Annotated in this window: 4 protein-coding genes; all 4 read left to right on the top strand. The window is 44.5% G+C overall.

All coding sequences use genetic code 11. The features are described 5' to 3' along the window. The first annotated feature begins 285 nt into the window (after positions 1–285). The 4 genes from QUA80_RS12385 (at position 286) to QUA80_RS12370 (ending at position 17,668) form a co-directional block, all read left to right on the top strand. Positions 286–6,780 (top strand): PAS domain S-box protein, encoded by a 6,495-nt coding sequence (locus QUA80_RS12385; protein WP_333424826.1) that lies wholly within the window; start codon positions 286–288, stop codon positions 6,778–6,780. Positions 6,781–7,029: 249 nt separating this feature from the next. Beyond that, on the top strand, positions 7,030–8,250 hold the full coding sequence (locus tag QUA80_RS12380) for a hybrid sensor histidine kinase/response regulator (RefSeq protein ID WP_333424824.1): 1,221 nt from the start codon (positions 7,030–7,032) through the stop codon (positions 8,248–8,250). Between the two features lie 566 nt (positions 8,251–8,816). Then, positions 8,817–13,838, top strand: coding sequence for a PAS domain S-box protein (locus QUA80_RS12375; RefSeq protein WP_333424822.1), 5,022 nt, complete (start codon positions 8,817–8,819; stop codon positions 13,836–13,838). A gap of 530 nt (positions 13,839–14,368) precedes the next feature. Continuing rightward, complete coding sequence (locus tag QUA80_RS12370; RefSeq protein ID WP_333424821.1) at positions 14,369–17,668, top strand: PAS domain S-box protein; 3,300 nt, start codon at positions 14,369–14,371, stop codon at positions 17,666–17,668. Positions 17,669–17,749 lie beyond the last annotated feature (81 nt).

Raw genomic sequence — 17,749 nt, 5'->3', positions numbered from 1 at the left:
CACATTCATCTGTGGAGTAAATCTAAAATCTACTCAAAGGGGCGATCGCCAAAAAAACACAACGCCCAGCACCTTTGTTTTCTCAAGCAACGGAGCTTCTCAAAACCGTAAAAGTTTTATTTCCGAATTGGGTTAACCTACTTAGAGCAAAAACACAGTCGCAGAGAGTGCATTGTAGTTGTTAAACCCGAGACTTTTAACTTTTTTCTGCGGTATTTTGGGGGATTCAATTATTTATATGCTATAATACCTAACTCGACTGCCTTATGACAAATAGCAAGGTATATGATATCAGTTTTGAGCCCAACCGTAAAGCGAAACGGCTTTAAAGTTCTCCTTGTAGAAGATAATCAAGCCGAAGCCGATTTGATCGAAGAACTATTATTAGAAAAAAATGTCAGTCGAGCCGAACCCCATAAACTGTCAGTACGCTGTACTGACCGTCTCAGCAAAGCGCAGCAACTTTTGAGCGACGAACATTTTGATGTGATTTTACTAGACCTTTCGCTGCCCGACAGCCAAGACTTAAGTACAATTGTCAAAATACAAGAATACAGCCTAAATACTCCGATAGTTGTACTGACGGGCCGCAACGATGAAGAACTCGCCCTGCAGTCAATCCAAGTAGGAGCTCAGGATTATCTAGTCAAGCGAAAAATCGACAGCGAAGTGTTAATGCGATCGCTCCGCTACGCAGTCGAGCGGCAGCACAACCAAGAAGCTTTGCGCACAAGCGAAGAAAAATATCGCTCAGTTGTCGAGAATTCCCTCGTCGGAATTGCCATTATTGCCCCTCCAATTTCCCCATCACAAGCCGAAAACTGCGAGTGGTTGGAAGTTAACGATGCTTTGTGCGATTTGCTGGGATACGAGCGCAAAGAACTTTTGCACGGAAAGTGGGATCAGTGGGTTTTTCCTGATGACTTGCCGGCCAGTTTAGAACAGTTAAATAAAATTTTGGCAGGGGAGAGCGAAGGCTATGTTTTAGACCAAAGGTGGCGCAAAAAAGACGGAGAAATAGTTTACACTCGAGTTTCGCTGCGCTGTATTCGCCGCCTGGACGGCTCGATCGAGCGGATGATTAAAGTAATCTTGGACGTTAGCGATCGCTACCATTACGAACACAAATTAAAAACATCAGAAGAATTTTTCAAGCACACGATTAATGCTAGTCCCGACCCAATTTTTGTCAAAGACGAGCAGCATCGCTGGCTCGTATTAAACGACGCTTTCTGCGAGTTAATGGGAAAACCGCGACAAGAACTGATTGGCAAGTCGGGATACGAATTTTTGTCACCAGCAAAAGCGCAAAGATTTTGGCAAAAAGACGAAGAGGTATTCAGAACTGGCATTGCTGAAGAAACGGAAGAAAAATTTACAGATTGTGCCGGGGGAAAACGCATTATTTCGATTAAGAAAAGTGTATTTCAAGCCACTGACAGCAGTAAAATGTTAGTCGGGACAATTCGAGATGTCACCGAGTACAAACGGCAACAATTAGCTTTGAAAGAGAGCGAAACTAGATTTCAAAAAATGGCAGCCAACGTGCCGGGAATGATTTATCAATTCCGCGTCGAGCCGGGAGGTAGAAAGTATTTTACTTACGTTTCTTCTGGCAGCAAGAATCTTTACCAATTAGAAGCGAAAGATATAGAAAGCAAGAAAAATTTTGCTTATGAAACAATTCATCCAGATGACCTCACAGGATTTGAAAAATCGATAAAAAATTCAGCAACGACTCTGCAACCTTGGCAGCACCAGTGGCGGCAAATTATCCAGGGCAAAGTGAAGTGGCTGCAAGGTGCCTCGAAGCCAGAAAAGCAAGCCAACGGCGATATAGTTTGGGACGGTTTGGTGATGGATATCACCGAATTAAAACAAACCCAGCAAGATCGCGATAGATTTTTTAATATCTCGCTCGATTTACTTTGCATTGCAGGTTTTGACGGCTATTTCAAACGCTTAAACCCGGCTTGGTCTAATGTATTAGGTTACAGCAGCGATGAAATATTAGCCCAACCTTTGGTCGAATTAGTACATCCAGAAGACCGAAAAACCTGTTTAAACCAATTAGAATACCTCAAAAACGGCAGTTCAATTGTCAACGTAAAACTCCGCTATCTTTGCCGAGATGGCAATTATAAATGGCTGTCGTGGACGGCCTCGCCGTTTGCAGAAGAAGGTTTGATTTATGCAGTTGCTCGCGACGTTACATTGAACAAGCAAGCTGAAGCTGAATTGCGGAAGAGTGAAGCCACCAATCGCGCTCTTTTAAATGCGATACCAGACATGATATTTCGGTGTCTGGCAGATGGCACTTTGGTAGACTTCAAACCAGCAAAAGATTTCCAGAATATCCTAGATCAAAAAAGAGTAATTGGCAAAAAAGCACAAGACATATTGCCGGCTGCTTTTGTGGAAAAAATCTTATCTGGCAGTCAACAAGCGATCGACACGGCAGAAATTCAAGTTGTAGAATATCAAATGCCAGTTAATGGTGAACTTTACGATTTTGAAGCGAGAATTGTTTTCTGCCCCGATGACGAAATTATCGCGATCGTCCGCGACATCACTCAACGCAAACGATCCGAGTCCGCACTCCAGAGGCAAGCAGCAGCAATGGCAGCCGCTTCCGAAGGTATAGCCATAATCGATGCCGGCGGAGAGGTGATTTATTGCAACGCAGCCCGACTAAAAATCTACGGTTACGACTCTCTCGAAGAAATCTTAGGCAAAAGTTGGAAAATCTTCTATGAAGGTGCAGAAGTGCAAAGATTTGAGCGAGAAATTGTGCCAGCTTTAATGGAGAAAGGTTGTTACAGCACCGAAGCAGTCGGATGCCGCCGCGACGGCTCGAAAGTCCCTATAGATGTTTCCTTGACAATCCTGCCCGACGGGGAAACCATTTGCATTGTTCGCGATATTTCCCAAAGAAAAAAAACAGAAGCAGCACTGCGAGACAGCCAGCGGTTAACTCAACAAATTGCTGAGGCAAGTCCTAATATGTTGTATGTTTACGACTTAATAGAACAAAAAAATATCTATGCAAACGCTTCTCTATACCACATTCTCGGCTATACAGTAGAGGAGATTCAGGCAATCGGGCCGTGGATGATGTCAACTTTAATCCACCCGGAAGATGCAATCAAAATACCTGATTATTTACAGCAAGTCGAAACAGGAATCGAAGGGGATATATTTGAAATTGAATACCGAATTAGGCACAAGGATGGTTCTTGGCGCTGGATTGTGAGCCGAGATACTGTATTTGCGAAAACAGCAGACGGGAAGTTAAAACAAATTCTCGGCACGGGAACTGATATTACAGAAAGCAAGCAAGCAGAAGATGAAATTAAGCTGTTGCTGGCAGCAACTCAAGCAATTAGTAAGTCAGCCGATTTTCACAGCGCCCTCCCAGATATCCTGCAGTTGCTGTGCAATGCGATCGGCTGGAATTTTGCGGAAGCTTGGATACCGACTGCTAACGGTACTTTTTTGGAACACAGCGAAACTTGGTACGCTACCGATCGCGATTTAGATAGGTTCGGCCGCGAAAGTAAAAAAATTAGATTCGCCGCCGGAGTGGGAGTACCGGGACGGATTTGGTCAACCCGAAATGTAGAGTGGATTGAAGATATTTCTATAGCCAATAATTATCTTTTTGCTCGATCGCAAATGGCGTCCGCAGTGGGACTCAAAGGTTGTTTCGGAGTGCCAATTCGCGCTACATCAAAGGTGCTGGCAGTTTTAGTATTCTGCAAGCGCGACCGATCGATTATCGAACGGCGTATAGTGGAGTTGGTGAAGGCGGTAGCGACTCAGTTGGGCGCTCAGATTCAGCGCAAACAAGCCGAAGAAAAATTGCGCAAAAGCGAAGAACGCTGGCAGTTAGTTCTCAAAGGTAATCAAGACGGAATTTGGGATCTGAATCTTCAAACAAATGAAGCTTTTCGGTCGGCCCGCTGGCACGAAATTATCGGTTATGCAGAGGGCGAAATTGATCGCAGGAACAGCGAATGGATCGATCGCATCCATCCAGACGATCGCTTGCGAGTGCAATCAGCAATTCAAAATTATCTCGACCGCGAAACCTCCAATTACGCCGCCGAGTACCGCTTGCGGTGCAAAGACGGCGGCTACAAGTGGGTGCTCGCCCGCGCCCAAGCAGTGTGGGACGAAGCCGGAAACCCACTGCGGATGGTGGGTTCGATGACGGATATCAGCGATCGCAAAGCAGCAGAATTAGCTTTGTGGCGGGTCACTCAAGCCGTCGAAAGTACCAGCGACGCGATCGCGATCGCCGACTTGAAAGGGCGGTCTATTTACCACAATCAAGCCTTCATTCAGCGTTACGGCTACACGGTGCAAGAACTCAACGAACTCGGCGATAGCACCCTGCTTTACGTCCGGCCTAAAAATTACAAACAAATCTATAAAAACCTTCGCCACGGTCGCTCTTGGTGCGGCGAAATTGCCCTGCAAAATAAGCTCGGCGAAGCTGTTACCGCTCTGGTGCGAGCCGACAGTATTAAAGATATAAATGGCAATTCAATAGGGTTAATTGCAGTGATTACAGACATCACAAAACGCAAAGAATCAGAAGCCACTTTGCGCCAGCAATTAAAACGCGAACAGTTGGCAGTAGCCATGCTGGAACGTATTCGCTCTTCTCTAAATTTAGAAGAAATTCTCACCAAAACAGTCGAAGAAGTGCGGCATTTTTTGCAAGTAGACCGCACTGTTATCTACCAATTCAATCCGGATTGGAGCGGGTTTATCGCTGTCGAGTCGGTGGACGCAAATACCAAACCAATTGTCGGAATGGAAATTTACGACCCCTGTTTTGGGGAAACCTATGTTAATCTTTACCAAGACGGCAGAATTACAGCTATAGATAATGTTTACAATGCCGGCCTCACCGACTGCCACTTGAGCTTGTTGACTCGGTTGGATGTGAAAGCGAATCTGGTAGTGCCGATTTTGCAAGGCAAAAACTTGTGGGGGCTGTTAATTGCCCACCACTGCACGGGCCCGCGTCCCTGGCACAAATTGGAGGCAGAGTGCCTCAAACAATTGGGGGTGCAGTTGGCGATCGCCATTCAGCAATCTACGCTATTTGAACAAGCACAAACCGAAATTGCCGAGCGAAAACTTGCAGAAGCCGCCCTGCAATTAGCCGCATTAGCCGCCGAATCCGCCAGCCGGGCTAAAAGCGACTTTCTCGCCAACATGAGCCACGAATTGCGGACGCCTTTGAACGGAATTTTAGGATACATTCAATTGTTAAAACTAGATAAGAATTTAACCGCAGATCAGCAGGAAAGTCTCAACAACGTTCACCAGTGCGCCAACCACCTCCTGATGCTAATTAATGACGTTTTAGACCTTTCTAAAATCGAAGCTAGTAAAATGGAACTCTCACCGGCAAACCTGCATTTTCCCAGCTTTGTTAAAAGTATTGTTGATTTGTTCCAGATGCGATCGGCTCAAAAAGGAATTGCCTTTAATTACGAGCAGGTGTCTGGGCTGCCAGACGCAGTTTTTGCTGACGAAAAAAGGTTGCGCCAAGTTTTGATTAATTTGCTCAGCAATGCCGTTAAGTTTACTAACAACGGCAGCGTGACATTTAAAGTCGATTATGTAGAAAATTTACCAGAAAATAATCCTGAAACCAACAGCGCCAATTCGAGTTTAACAGCGGAAGTTGCTACTCAAACAATCAATTTGACCGCGAATTTAGACGCGCAGCAAATGTCGATCCCGCCGCTGGGAACAAAAGAAGCGCGCGAGGTGATAACAGCAGCAAATACTGGCGATCGCGCCCCTACCGCTAAAATTCGCTTTCAAATCGAAGATACTGGCATTGGCATCGGGCAGAATAAATTAGAAGAAATATTTTTGCCTTTTCATCAAGTCGGCGATCATAACAATTTCGTCGAAGGTACCGGACTGGGACTTTCCATCAGCCAAAAATTAGTCACAATGATGGGCAGCCAAATTCGCGTCCAAAGTACCTGCGGCAAAGGCAGCTTATTTTGGTTCGATCTAGACTTGCCCGCAGTCGCCCAGTGTTCTGAACTCCCCTCGACGCAAGAAAAACCCCGGCTTGTCGGTTTTAGGGGCAGCCAGCGCAAAGTGCTAATCGTGGACGATCGCGAAGTAAATCGCGCCATGCTGCACAGGCTGCTTTCTCATTTGGGGTTTGAAATTGCACAGGCCACAGACGGCGCAGACTGCTTGCACAAAGCACAGAAATTTCTACCGGATCTAATTTTAATGGACTTGCTGATGCCCGTAATGGACGGTTGGGAAGCTACTAAGCGGCTGCGACAGTTGCCGCAATTAAAAGATGCGGTTATCCTTGCTTTGTCGGCTCGCGTTTACGAGACTACTAGGCAAGAGAGCATACTTGCAGGTTGCGATAATTTTCTCACCAAGCCGATTCAAACTAACGAGCTGTTAGAATTGTTGCGCCTGCATTTGAGACTAGAATGGATTTACGAAGACGGATCGGAAACCACAAAACTGAAAGCTCAAACTCTCAAAGCATCATCTGAGCTCGCTGCTGCTGACTCAACAATGGTGTCTCCTGCGTCAGAGTCACTCTTGGGCTTGTTAAGATTGGCTGCAATGGGGGATATTGAAGCTATTTTGGAGGAAACTACTAAACTCGAACATTCTGACTCGACATTAGTGCCTTTCGTTCATCACGTGCGCCAACTTGCTAAAGGATTTCAGCTCAAGCAAATTCGAGATTTTTTGAAGCAACATTTGTCGTAAAATTGACGGTAGTTAACAGACTACTCAAAATCAGTTAAATTTCACATATTCCACCATTTTCAATAACGGGTTTTTCGACCCGTGAAGCGACAACTTAATTTGCTTGTGGGGCGATCGCTCGCAGCGAGATCCTAAAAGGGTTACTCCAAATAGAAACATCTACGAAGCAACTGGGTTTCTAGATATGCAAAAAATGCCTTGAATCCGATTGTAAAGTGACAGCCCACAACTCAACACTCAAGAAAGTGAATGTTTCCCTTGAATATGAACGATAAGAATTCCGAAAGAAGCATCATACTAATTGTTGATGACAACCAAACAAATCTCGACGTACTTTTTGAGTTGTTAAGGAATTACGGGTTTAAAGTATTAGTGGCTCTAGACGGCGAAAGTGCGATCGAGCAAATTGAATACATTCATCCAGACTTGATTCTTTTGGATATCATGATGCCGGGAATTGACGGTTTTGAAACTTGCCTCCGTTTGAAAGCAGACCCCTCAACGCAAGACATTCCCATCATATTCATGAGCGCCCTTTCCGATACGCTTGATAAAGTAAAAGGCTTTCAGACAGGAGCCGTTGACTACATCACTAAGCCTTTCCAGCACGAAGAAGTGTTGAGCCGCATTCAAACTCATTTGACAATCCGCAGCTTACAAAAAAAACTCGAAGAAAAAAACCTCGAACTTGCCCACCTCAACCAAAACCTAGAAAGACTTGTCGAACAAAAAACCAAACAATTGATCGACCAGGAAAAGACAGCCATCATCGGACGTTTGACCCAGGGAATGGTTCACAACCTCAAAAGTCCGCTGCAAGTGATCCAGACTAGCGTCGATTTGATTGAAACAAAAGCCACAAAAATTCAAGAAGACTCTCTATTTAATTATACCAAGTATATTTTTCAAGCGGTTGCAAAAATCAATCAGATCATGGATACTCTGATGATGAAAAGCAGAAAAGAGCAAAAGCAAGATTTGCACCTTGTGAATATCAACGATTTAGTCCAGCGAGAAATTCAGCTATTGGAAGGCAATCTGTATTTTAAAAATAAAATCAGAAAAAAATACTTTTATGACGAAGAAATTCCCAGCATTCCATTAATTTATTCTTATATTTCTCAAGTATTTTATAATTTAATTAACAATGCAATGGATGCTATGTGGGCAAAGAAAAGCAGGGAACTAACAATCGTGACTCGCCAAGACGAATCGAATATATACATGGATATTGCAGATACGGGATGCGGTATATCACCTGAAGATTTGTCAAAACTTTTTGACCCTTTTTACACATCAAAGCCGCCTAAAGGCGAGGAAAAAACCGACGGCGAACCGACAGGAACTGGACTCGGACTTTATACCTGTATTGAACTTTTAAAACCTTTTAACGGTGAGATTGCTATTAGCAGCAAAGTCGGTCAAGGCAGCGTGTTTACAGTGGTACTGCCCAAAATGCAGACAATTTGAGCGAATAAACTCAGCAAAATGGTGTCCGGTTAAACAACCGTAATTAAGTTCGCAATTAGGTTTTTAGTAAGGAATACAAGTCTTGATGCCTCCCGAAAGAGAGGACGAGAGTCCTCACTACAAACCGATTAATCAACAGTAATGATTCTAGGTTTCTAGTAAGGACTTTCGTCCGGATTCGTCCTTACTATTTTGCTTTTCCCCTTGCTATTTCCCTGCCCAAGGTTGTAAATTAAAACAGAGTGGAGTTGCAATATCGGTAAGAGTATGATAATTTTGGGCCACTAGGTTGGGCCCAGGCGGACAACTTGCAGCGAACAACTCAATTCTACAAATAAATCTGGGCGGTCTGCAAGCACCCAGCCCGCCCTAAAGCCTGCGCTTTAATTTCCCCAATAATGAGCTAGGTAACTCCCTCCGCTGATGATTTTTTTATTACTAAAAAATAGCATAAGGATACCAGTAAAAAAATGCTACTTTATGCAACCGCCAAACCGCGATAGTCATCAGTCATTCCCAATCTAAAATCTAAAATCTAAAATCTAAAATCTAAAATCTAAAATGGTATGACATCTGTTTTTGAGTCAACTTTAACGCCTGCTTGCTTAAAAGTTCTTTTAGTAGAGGACTGTCCAGAAGATGCAGAACTCATTCAAGAACTGCTGTCAGAGGGCCGACTAGGACAATCAATTGAGTTGACGAATGTAGTTTGCCTGCAGGAAGCGAGAGAAATTTTATGTGGCGAAATTTTTGATGTAATTTTATTAGACATTTCACTTCCTGACAGCCCAAAATTTAATACTCTTTTCCGGCTGCAAGATTGGGGAATAAATATTCCGATCGTCATTCTGACAGCCGCCGATGACGAAGAACTGGCCGTCCAGTTAATTGCGGCAGGTGCTCAAGATTATCTGGTGAAAAGACAAGTAGACAGCCGGCTGCTGTTGCGGACGCTCAGGTGCGCGATCGTCCGCCATAAACGGCAAGCAGAATGGCAAAAAAGTCAAGAAAAATACCAGCAGGTTGTTGACAATATCAAAGCAGTAGTTTTTGAAACAAATATTACTGGTAATTGGACATTTCTCAATCCGGCTTGGACGGAAATTACCGGATTTACCGTTGATGAAGGCTTAGGAACTTCTTGTTTGAGTTACATTCATTCTGAGGATCGATACCAATACTTAAATTTGTTTAGAGGTCGGGGAAAACATCAAGAAACATCCTGCTGCTATCAAATTCGATATCTTACCAAAAATGGCGAAGTTCGCTGGGTGGAAGTGCAAGAATTTTTGATGTTTGGCGGGAACGGCGCGGTGCAGGGGACGACAGGAACTATCAACGATATTACAGATAAAATTTTAGCACTTTCAGAACTAGAAGCTAGTAAAAAGTTTTTGAATTATACGATCGATGCAGTTGCCGACCCAATTTTTGTCAAGGACGAACAGCACCGATCGATACTGTTAAATAATGCTTTTTGCAAGCTAATCGGCAAGCAGCGCGAGGAACTGCTGGGCAAATCGGATTACGACTTTTTCCCTAAACAAGAAGCTGAAATTTTTTGGCAGAATGACCAACAAGTGTTTAGGACGGGGGAAGAAAACGCGAGCGAGGAAATATTTACGGACGCCAGCGGTGCAAAGCACATTCTGTCTACAAAAAAAACCGTCTTTGAAAATACCGACGGCCGTAAAATTCTCGTGGGTATAATTAGAGATATCACTCTGGATAGGCGCAAACAGTTAGCCCTGCAAGAAAGCGAAGCTAGACTGGGACAACTTGCTGCCAATTTGCCTGGAATATTTTATCAATTTAGGCTCTCAACGGACGGTAAAAAATCTTTTCCTTACATTTCTTCTGGCAGTCGGGATTTATATGAATTAGAACCAGAAAAAATTCAGCAGAATCCCGAACTTATTTTTAGTTGTATTCATCCAGACGACCGCCGAAAATTTGAAGAATCCCTGGCTGTTTCTGCGGCAAATATGCAGCCCTGGCAGCAGGAATGGCGCGCGATTGTGCCGTCGGGAAAATTTAAGTGGATGCAAGGAGTTGCGAGACCGGAACGAGCTGATTGTCCTACTGAAATAGGGCAGGAAGGGGATATAGTTTGGGAAGGTATGGTGCTGGATATTACTAATTTAAAACAGACAGAGGCAGCTTTGCGGGAGAGCGAAGCAAGATTTCGATCGCTGGTTGAGAATATCCCCGGCGCTATCTATCGTTGCCTGTGTGACGCTGAGTGGACGATGGTATTTATTAGCGATGAAATTGAGGCAATTAGCGGCTATCCTGCTGAGGATTTTATTCGCAACAACCGCTTGAGTTTTGCCAGCATCATCCATGAGGCAGATACTGAAATGGTCTATCGAGAAGTCAACGCAGCAGTAGAGTCGAAACAGCCGTACCATCTAGAATACCGGATTGTTCGCGCTGACGGCGCGGTGCGGTGGATGTCGGAAAGAGGTAGGCCGACTTACAATCTAGAAGGGTTGGTTCTGTGGCTCGACGGAGCGATTTTTGATATTACCGATCGCAAACAAGCCGAACTGACTGTGTGCCTGGTAACTCAAGCTGTAAACAGCGCTAGCGATGCGATCGCGATCGCAGATTTGGACGGCTGTTCAATTTATCACAATCAAGCATTTATTCAGCGCTACGGCTATACAGTTGATGAACTAAATAATGCCGGCGGCCCAGCAGTAATGTACGCCAAATCTCAAGATTTGAGAAAGTTATTTAGGGTGCTGCGGAAAGGTTTATCCTGGAGCAGTGAAATTGAACTCAAGGCTAAAAATGGCAAAATTCAAGAAACTCAATTGCGAGCTGACTGCATTAAAGATAGCGCCAATCAACCAATAGGAATGATGGCGATAATTGCCGACCTCACAGAACTAAAACGCGCCGAATCGGCATTGAAACTCAGTCAAGAGCGTTTGCTGTTGGCGGTTTCAGGCAGCTCTTTGGGGCTGTGGGATTGGAATATAGCTACGGGCGAAACTTATTTTGACCCGCATTGGAAATCAATGCTAGGTTACGCAGAAACTGAAATTGAAAATCACCTCCAAGGTTTGGAAAGTTTGCTGCATCCCGAAGACCGACCGAAGGTAATCGAATCTTTAAATTCCTATTGGGAAGGTAGCGCCGATATCTATGAAGTTGAATTTCGGCTGCTCAACAAAGCGGGAAATTGGCAGTGGATTATGGCGATGGGCAAGGTAGTCGAATACGACGAATGGGGTGGGCCGTTGCGGATGACAGGCACTCACAAAGATATCAGCGCCCGCGTTGCAGCAGAAGCCGAAAAAACTCAGTTGATCGCATCTCTGCAACAACTTGCCGACCAGTTGCAAGAAGCGCAAAAAATTGCCCGCATCGGCAATTGGGAATTCGATATTGAGGCAGAAATTATTACTTGGTCTGAGGAAATGTTTCGAGTTTACGGTCGAAAATTGAACCGACCGCCGACAATGGAAGAACTGTTTGAGCAAATTCATCCCGATGACAAAGAAAGATTTAGAGAAGTTGTGCAACAGGTAGTGACTGAAGGGACAGCTTACGATATCGACCACCGCATCTATTTTCCATCAGGAGAAATCAGGCACGTTAACGGTAAAGGACAAGCTGTTAAAAATGAGTTGGGTCAGGTGGTGCGGCTGTTTGGCACGGCAATGGACATTACCACTCGCAAAAAAGCAGAAATTGCTTTGCAAGAAAGCGAACATCGATTTCGAGCTGTATTTGAACAAGCGGCGATCGGCATTGTTAAAGTGTGGCGCGACGGTCAATTTTTGAATGCAAATCAAGGCTTTTGCAATATTGTCGGATACTCACAATTGGAACTAAAAACGCGAAATATTGGGGATATTTCTCACCCGGAAGATGTCGCAGCAGATGTCGAGTCGCGCGACAGGCTGTTAGCTGGGGAAATTTTGAATTATTCAATTGAGAAACGCTTTATTCGCAAAGACGGTTCATTTGTTTGGACTAATATGACTGTATCTTTAGTGCGGGATGCGTTTGGGGAAGCGAACTATGTAATTGCTGTGATTGAAGATATTAGCGCTCGCAAACTTGCCGAGGCTATCTTGCGCCAGCAATTAAAGCGAGAACGTCTGGTGGTAGGGATGCTGGAACGTATTCGCTCTTCTCTCAACTTAAAAGAAATCTTGACCAAAGCTGTTGCTGAAGTACGGCAATTTTTGCAAACAGACCGGACAATTATTTATCGATTTAATCCCGATTGGAGCGGTTTTGTAACTGTCGAGTCGGTGGGCAAAAATTTGCTGTCAGTTGGGGGAATAACTATTAATGATTCCTGGTTTGAAAACCGCTATGCTTCTGCTTGCGAACAGGGTCGCACTGTAGCTGTAGATGATATTTACAAAGCCGGTCTTTCCCAGTGCTACATTAATTTATTAAGTCAATTTCAGGTACGAGCTAATTTGGTAGTGCCGATTTTGCAAGGGGAGAAGTTGTGGGGGTTATTGATTGCCCACGAGTGCGCGGGCCCCCGTCGCTGGCTAGAAATTGAGGTCGAGTGTCTCAAACAAATTAGCGTGCAGTTGGCGATCGCGATCCAGCAATCGATGCTGTTTGAGCAAGCACAAATTGAAATTGCCGATCGCAAACAAGCCGAGTCAGCTTTGCAGGAATCGGAAGCCCGAGAACGTTCAAAAGCGCTAGAGTTAGAAGCAGCTATTAACAAACTCAGAACCACTCAAGCTCAGCTTGTTCAGAATGAAAAAATGGTGAGTTTGGGTCACTTAGTTGCTGGTGTCGCTCACGAAATTAATAACCCCGTCAGCTTTATTCACGGCAATCTCAGTCCGGCTCGCAATTACACTTTAGATTTGCTGGAATTGATTAAAGTTTACCAGCATTACTGCCCTCATCCTCCGGCCCAAGTCTTGGATAAAATTAATGAAATAGACTTGGATTATATTGCTGAGGATTTCCCGAAATTGTTTAATTCGATGCAAGTCGGAACCGAGCGAATTGTCGAGATAGTGAAATCATTGCGCAACTTTTCCCGCTTGGACGAGTCCGCTGGCAAATCGGTCAACATTCACGAGGGAATTGATAGCACTTTGATGATTTTGCAAAATCGGTTAAAATCTCACAGCAGCCATCCGGGGATTAAGATAGTTAAAGATTACCAACTATTACCTCAAATTGAATGTTTTCCCGGCGAGTTGAATCAGGTATTTATGAATATTTTGATTAATGCGATCGATGCTTTGGAAGAACGGGACAAGCAGCGTCCGATCGAGGAGTGCGCTCGACATCCCAGCACGATAGTTATTCGCAGTTATCAGGCTGCTGCGGGTTTCGTAACGGTATCTATTGCGGACAACGGGCGGGGGATACCGGAGCAGGTGCTATCGAGGCTGTTTGACCCGTTTTTCACGACTAAACCTGTGGGCAAGGGCACGGGTTTGGGACTGTCGATTTCTCACTCGATTATAGTCGATCGGCACGGCGGACGATTGAGCTGTATTTCGACACCCGGAGAGGGAGCGGAGTTTTTGATTGAAATTCCAGTGCGGTCCAATTTAACTGGTACGAACTCAAATTTGGGGGGATAATACCGTTTTCGATTTTCGATTGTCGATTCGGAATGACTGATGATGATCGTGATTTGGAACACGGACCGCCAGTTCTATTATTTTTTTATGCTATAGCAATCCTCGCATCATTTGTGAATTTCTTGCGGTTGGGGTGGGGTAAAAAAATTACGACTCCTGCAAGGATTGCTATATAAATTAGCACTTGGTAAGGGGTAATTGGTAATTGGCAAGAAAGTTAAGAGCAATCCATGACCCCTAGGGTGCGCCGCAACCACCAGATAAAATCAGAGATTTTTATCAATATTCATCGGCGTTTCATGTACTCATCGCGCACTCTATATTGAGCCATTGCAAACAAGTTTTGTGGTGCTTGCACGAGGCTATTTATGTGCGCGGTGCTGCGTTTATTCTGCGCGATTTATGTCACGCTTGCATAAATCAATCTCACCTTGATATATTAGTTGGGAAAAGCTGAGATTTTTTGATAGTTAAGTGCGACGTATAATAACAATAAAAATAGCAACTGTCAACTTACGATTTGTAAATTTATGACCCGTTCTACAAGTGAAACTCAAGAGCCCAAACAAGCGCCGATCGCCACTTTCTCCGGTGCGACCGAAAATTGCTGGCGCGACTGGGCAGATCGCATCCCAGTAATGCTGTGGATTGCAGATGCAGAGAGCGGTTGCACTTACTTTAATTTTCAGTGGGCAGAATTTACTGGGCTGACTGAAGAACAAATTTCTGCTGAGGGTTGGACGGCAAACATTCATCCTGACGATTTAGACTCTTGGGAACAAATGTATCGGAATGCTTGGAATTTAAACTCTAAATTTAAGCGAGAATATCGGCTAAAAAGAGCTGACGGGGAGTATCGGTGGATCGAGGAGACAGCAGTTCCTAAATTGACGCCAGCAGGTGAATTTCAAGGATTTATCGGCACGGCGACAGATATCAGCGATCGCAAAACAGCCGAAATCGCCCTGCAACAATCACATAAACTTCTAGAAGCGAACTTAAATCGATTTGACTTAGCAGTCAGGGCTTCTTTTGACGGCATTTGGGATGCGCTGATTGTTTCAGAGGACGTGTTTAACCCGCAAAATCCGGTGTATTGGTCGCCCCGGTTTAAAGAATTGCTCGGTTATGAAAGCAGCGAGTTTGAAAATGTTTTAGCTAGCTGGATAGCGCGAACTCATCCAGAAGATATCGAGCGGGTATTTGCAGCAATATCCGCTCACTTAGAACAAAGAATCCCTTTCAAAGATATAGAATATCGGATGCAAAAAAAAAGTGGCGAATACATTTGGGTAGCAGCTCGCGGACAAGCAATTTGGGACGAGAGTGGCGCGCCGCTGAGATTTGCCGGTTCTATTCGAGACATTAGCGATCGCAAAAAAGTACAAGAACAACTCCGCTCTCAAGAACAATTTTTGCGGAGTATTTATGACGGTATTGACCAAATAATTTTTGCGATCGATGCAGACACTGACGGCGAATTTCGATATGCCGGTTTGAACCCTCTAGGCAAGCGAATTCTGGGCATCGGGGACGATAGCGAGTGGTGTGGCAAAACTCCCGAAGCTGTATTTGGCGAGGAAGTCGGAACCATGCTGCGACAAACTTATATCAGTTGCGCCCGATCGCAAAATTCCGTTACTTCCGAACAATGCTTGCAGTTCCAAGGAGCAGAGACTTGGTGGCTAGTTACCCTAACTCCGCTGCGGGACGAAGCAGGCAGAATCTATCGAATTATCGGCAACTCCAAAGAAGTTACCGAGCGCAAAAAAGCCGCAGACCAACTATTAGAATACCAGCGAAAACTCGAAGAAAATCAAAGAATTGCTCATATCGGTAACTGGGAATTCGACCTCATTACTGGCGAGATTACTTGGTCGGATGAATTGAAAAGAATTTTTGCTTTACAACCAGAAGAGCCAACACCAAGTTATGCAGATTTTTTGCAAAAACTTCATCCCAACGATAGAAAACGCTTTCAAAAAACTATAAAGCAAGCGATCGCGTGCCGCCAACCCTACGAAGTTGACCACCGCATTTACCGTTCCAACGGAGAAATGAGATATCTGATCGGTTGGGGGCAAGTCTTGCAAAACCAGCAAGGCAAAGTCGTAAAATTATTCGGAGCTGCGATCGATATTACCGAGCGCAAACAAGCAGAATTGGAACTGCAAGTCAGCCAAAAACGCCTCCGCGCCGTTGTCAACAATGCACCCATAGTTTTATACTGCATTGACCGCTACGGCATATTTACGCTTTCTGAAGGAAAAGGCTTAGAACCTTTAGGACTTAAGCCCGGACAATTAGTTGGCTTATCAGTGTACGAATGCTACAAAGATTATCCCGAAATTATTGAAAATATTAACTTTATCTTAGCAGGCGAGGAAAAAATTTGGTCTTCTGAACTCAAAGGTCACATTCATGAAAATCGCGCGACACCAATATTAGATGAAAAAGGAAAAGTTGCAGGATTAATTGCTGTTTCCATTGACATTACAGAGAGGGCGCGGGTTGAAGAAGCTCTGAGACAAAGCGAAGCAAAGCTGCGCCTAATTCTCGAAAATATGCCAGTAATGCTGAGCGCTGTTGATGCCGATCGCAATATCATAGTCTGGAACCGAGAATCTGAACGAGTCCTGGGTTACAGCACCGAAGAACTTGTCGGCAACCAGCAAGCAATACAACTGCTTATGCCTGATGTTAACTACCGTCAAAAAATCTTTAGAAAAGTTGTAGAGTTCGGTCATAACTTTCGAGATTTAGAAGTAGAAATTCAGGCGGCTGACGGCAGCATCAAAACAATTGCTTGGTCGAATGTTTCTGCTGATTTTTCCGTTCCAGGGTGGGATTTTTGGGGAATCGGTGTCGATGTTACGGAACGAACCGCAGCAGAATTAGCCCTGCGAGAATCGGAAGCGCAACTCAGAGAACAAGCAGCGCAATTAGAAATAGCTTATCACGCACTTACCCATACTCAAGCGCAGCTCGTGCAAAGCGAAAAAATGTCTTCTTTGGGTCAATTAGTTGCGGGAGTTGCTCACGAAATTAACAATCCTGTCAGCTTTATCTTTGGCAATATCAGCTATGCCAAAGATTACACAAATGATTTGTTGAGCCTTCTCGAACTTTACCGCGCAGCGTACCCAGAACCCACGGCAGAAATTCAGGCAGAACTTGAGGACATAGAGTTAGAGTTTATCGAAGAAGATTTGCCGAACCTGCTGGATTCAATGGCAGTTGGAGCCGATCGCATTCAGGAGATTGTCAAGTGTTTGCGGACTTTTTCGCGTCTGGACGAAGCAGCTTTTAAGGCTGTGAATTTGCACGAAGGAATTGACAGCACTTTGATGATTATTGCTCACCGTTTGAAGCCGCAAGGAAATAAACCCGCTATTTCACTAATTAAAGAGTACGGCAATTTACCGCAAGTTGAATGTTACTCGGGTCAATTGAACCAGGTGTTTATGAATTTGTTGATTAATGCGATCGATGCTGTAGAAGAAAAGGAAAGAAGTTTCCAAGCTGCCGGCGATAGCTCCCCAGTTCCTACAATTAAGATTCGCACGGAAGTTGTGGAAGGCGAACGGGTGAAAATTGCGATCGCCGACAGCGGTACCGGCATTCCCGAGTCCATGCAGCAGCGCTTGTTCGACCCGTTTTTTACCACGAAGCCCGTCGGCAAAGGAACGGGATTGGGATTGGCTATTAGTTACGAAATTGTCGTTAAAAAACATCAAGGAAAATTGCTGTGCAATTCAGAATTAGGCATCGGTACGGAGTTTGTCATCGAAATACCAATCCGCCAATTGCAAGCAGAAGAAAACTTGTGAGTTATCAGTCGATCTCGTGTCTGGCAAAATAAGTATTATAACGTTTGTAGTGACCGCAGACATGATATTATTAATTACCAA

This window comes from Microcoleus sp. F4-D5, from assembly GCF_036704885.1.
Taxonomy (GTDB): domain Bacteria; phylum Cyanobacteriota; class Cyanobacteriia; order Cyanobacteriales; family Microcoleaceae; genus Microcoleus.
Note: the sequence above shows the minus strand (reverse complement) of the source record. Positions and strands in the feature narration are given on the sequence as shown.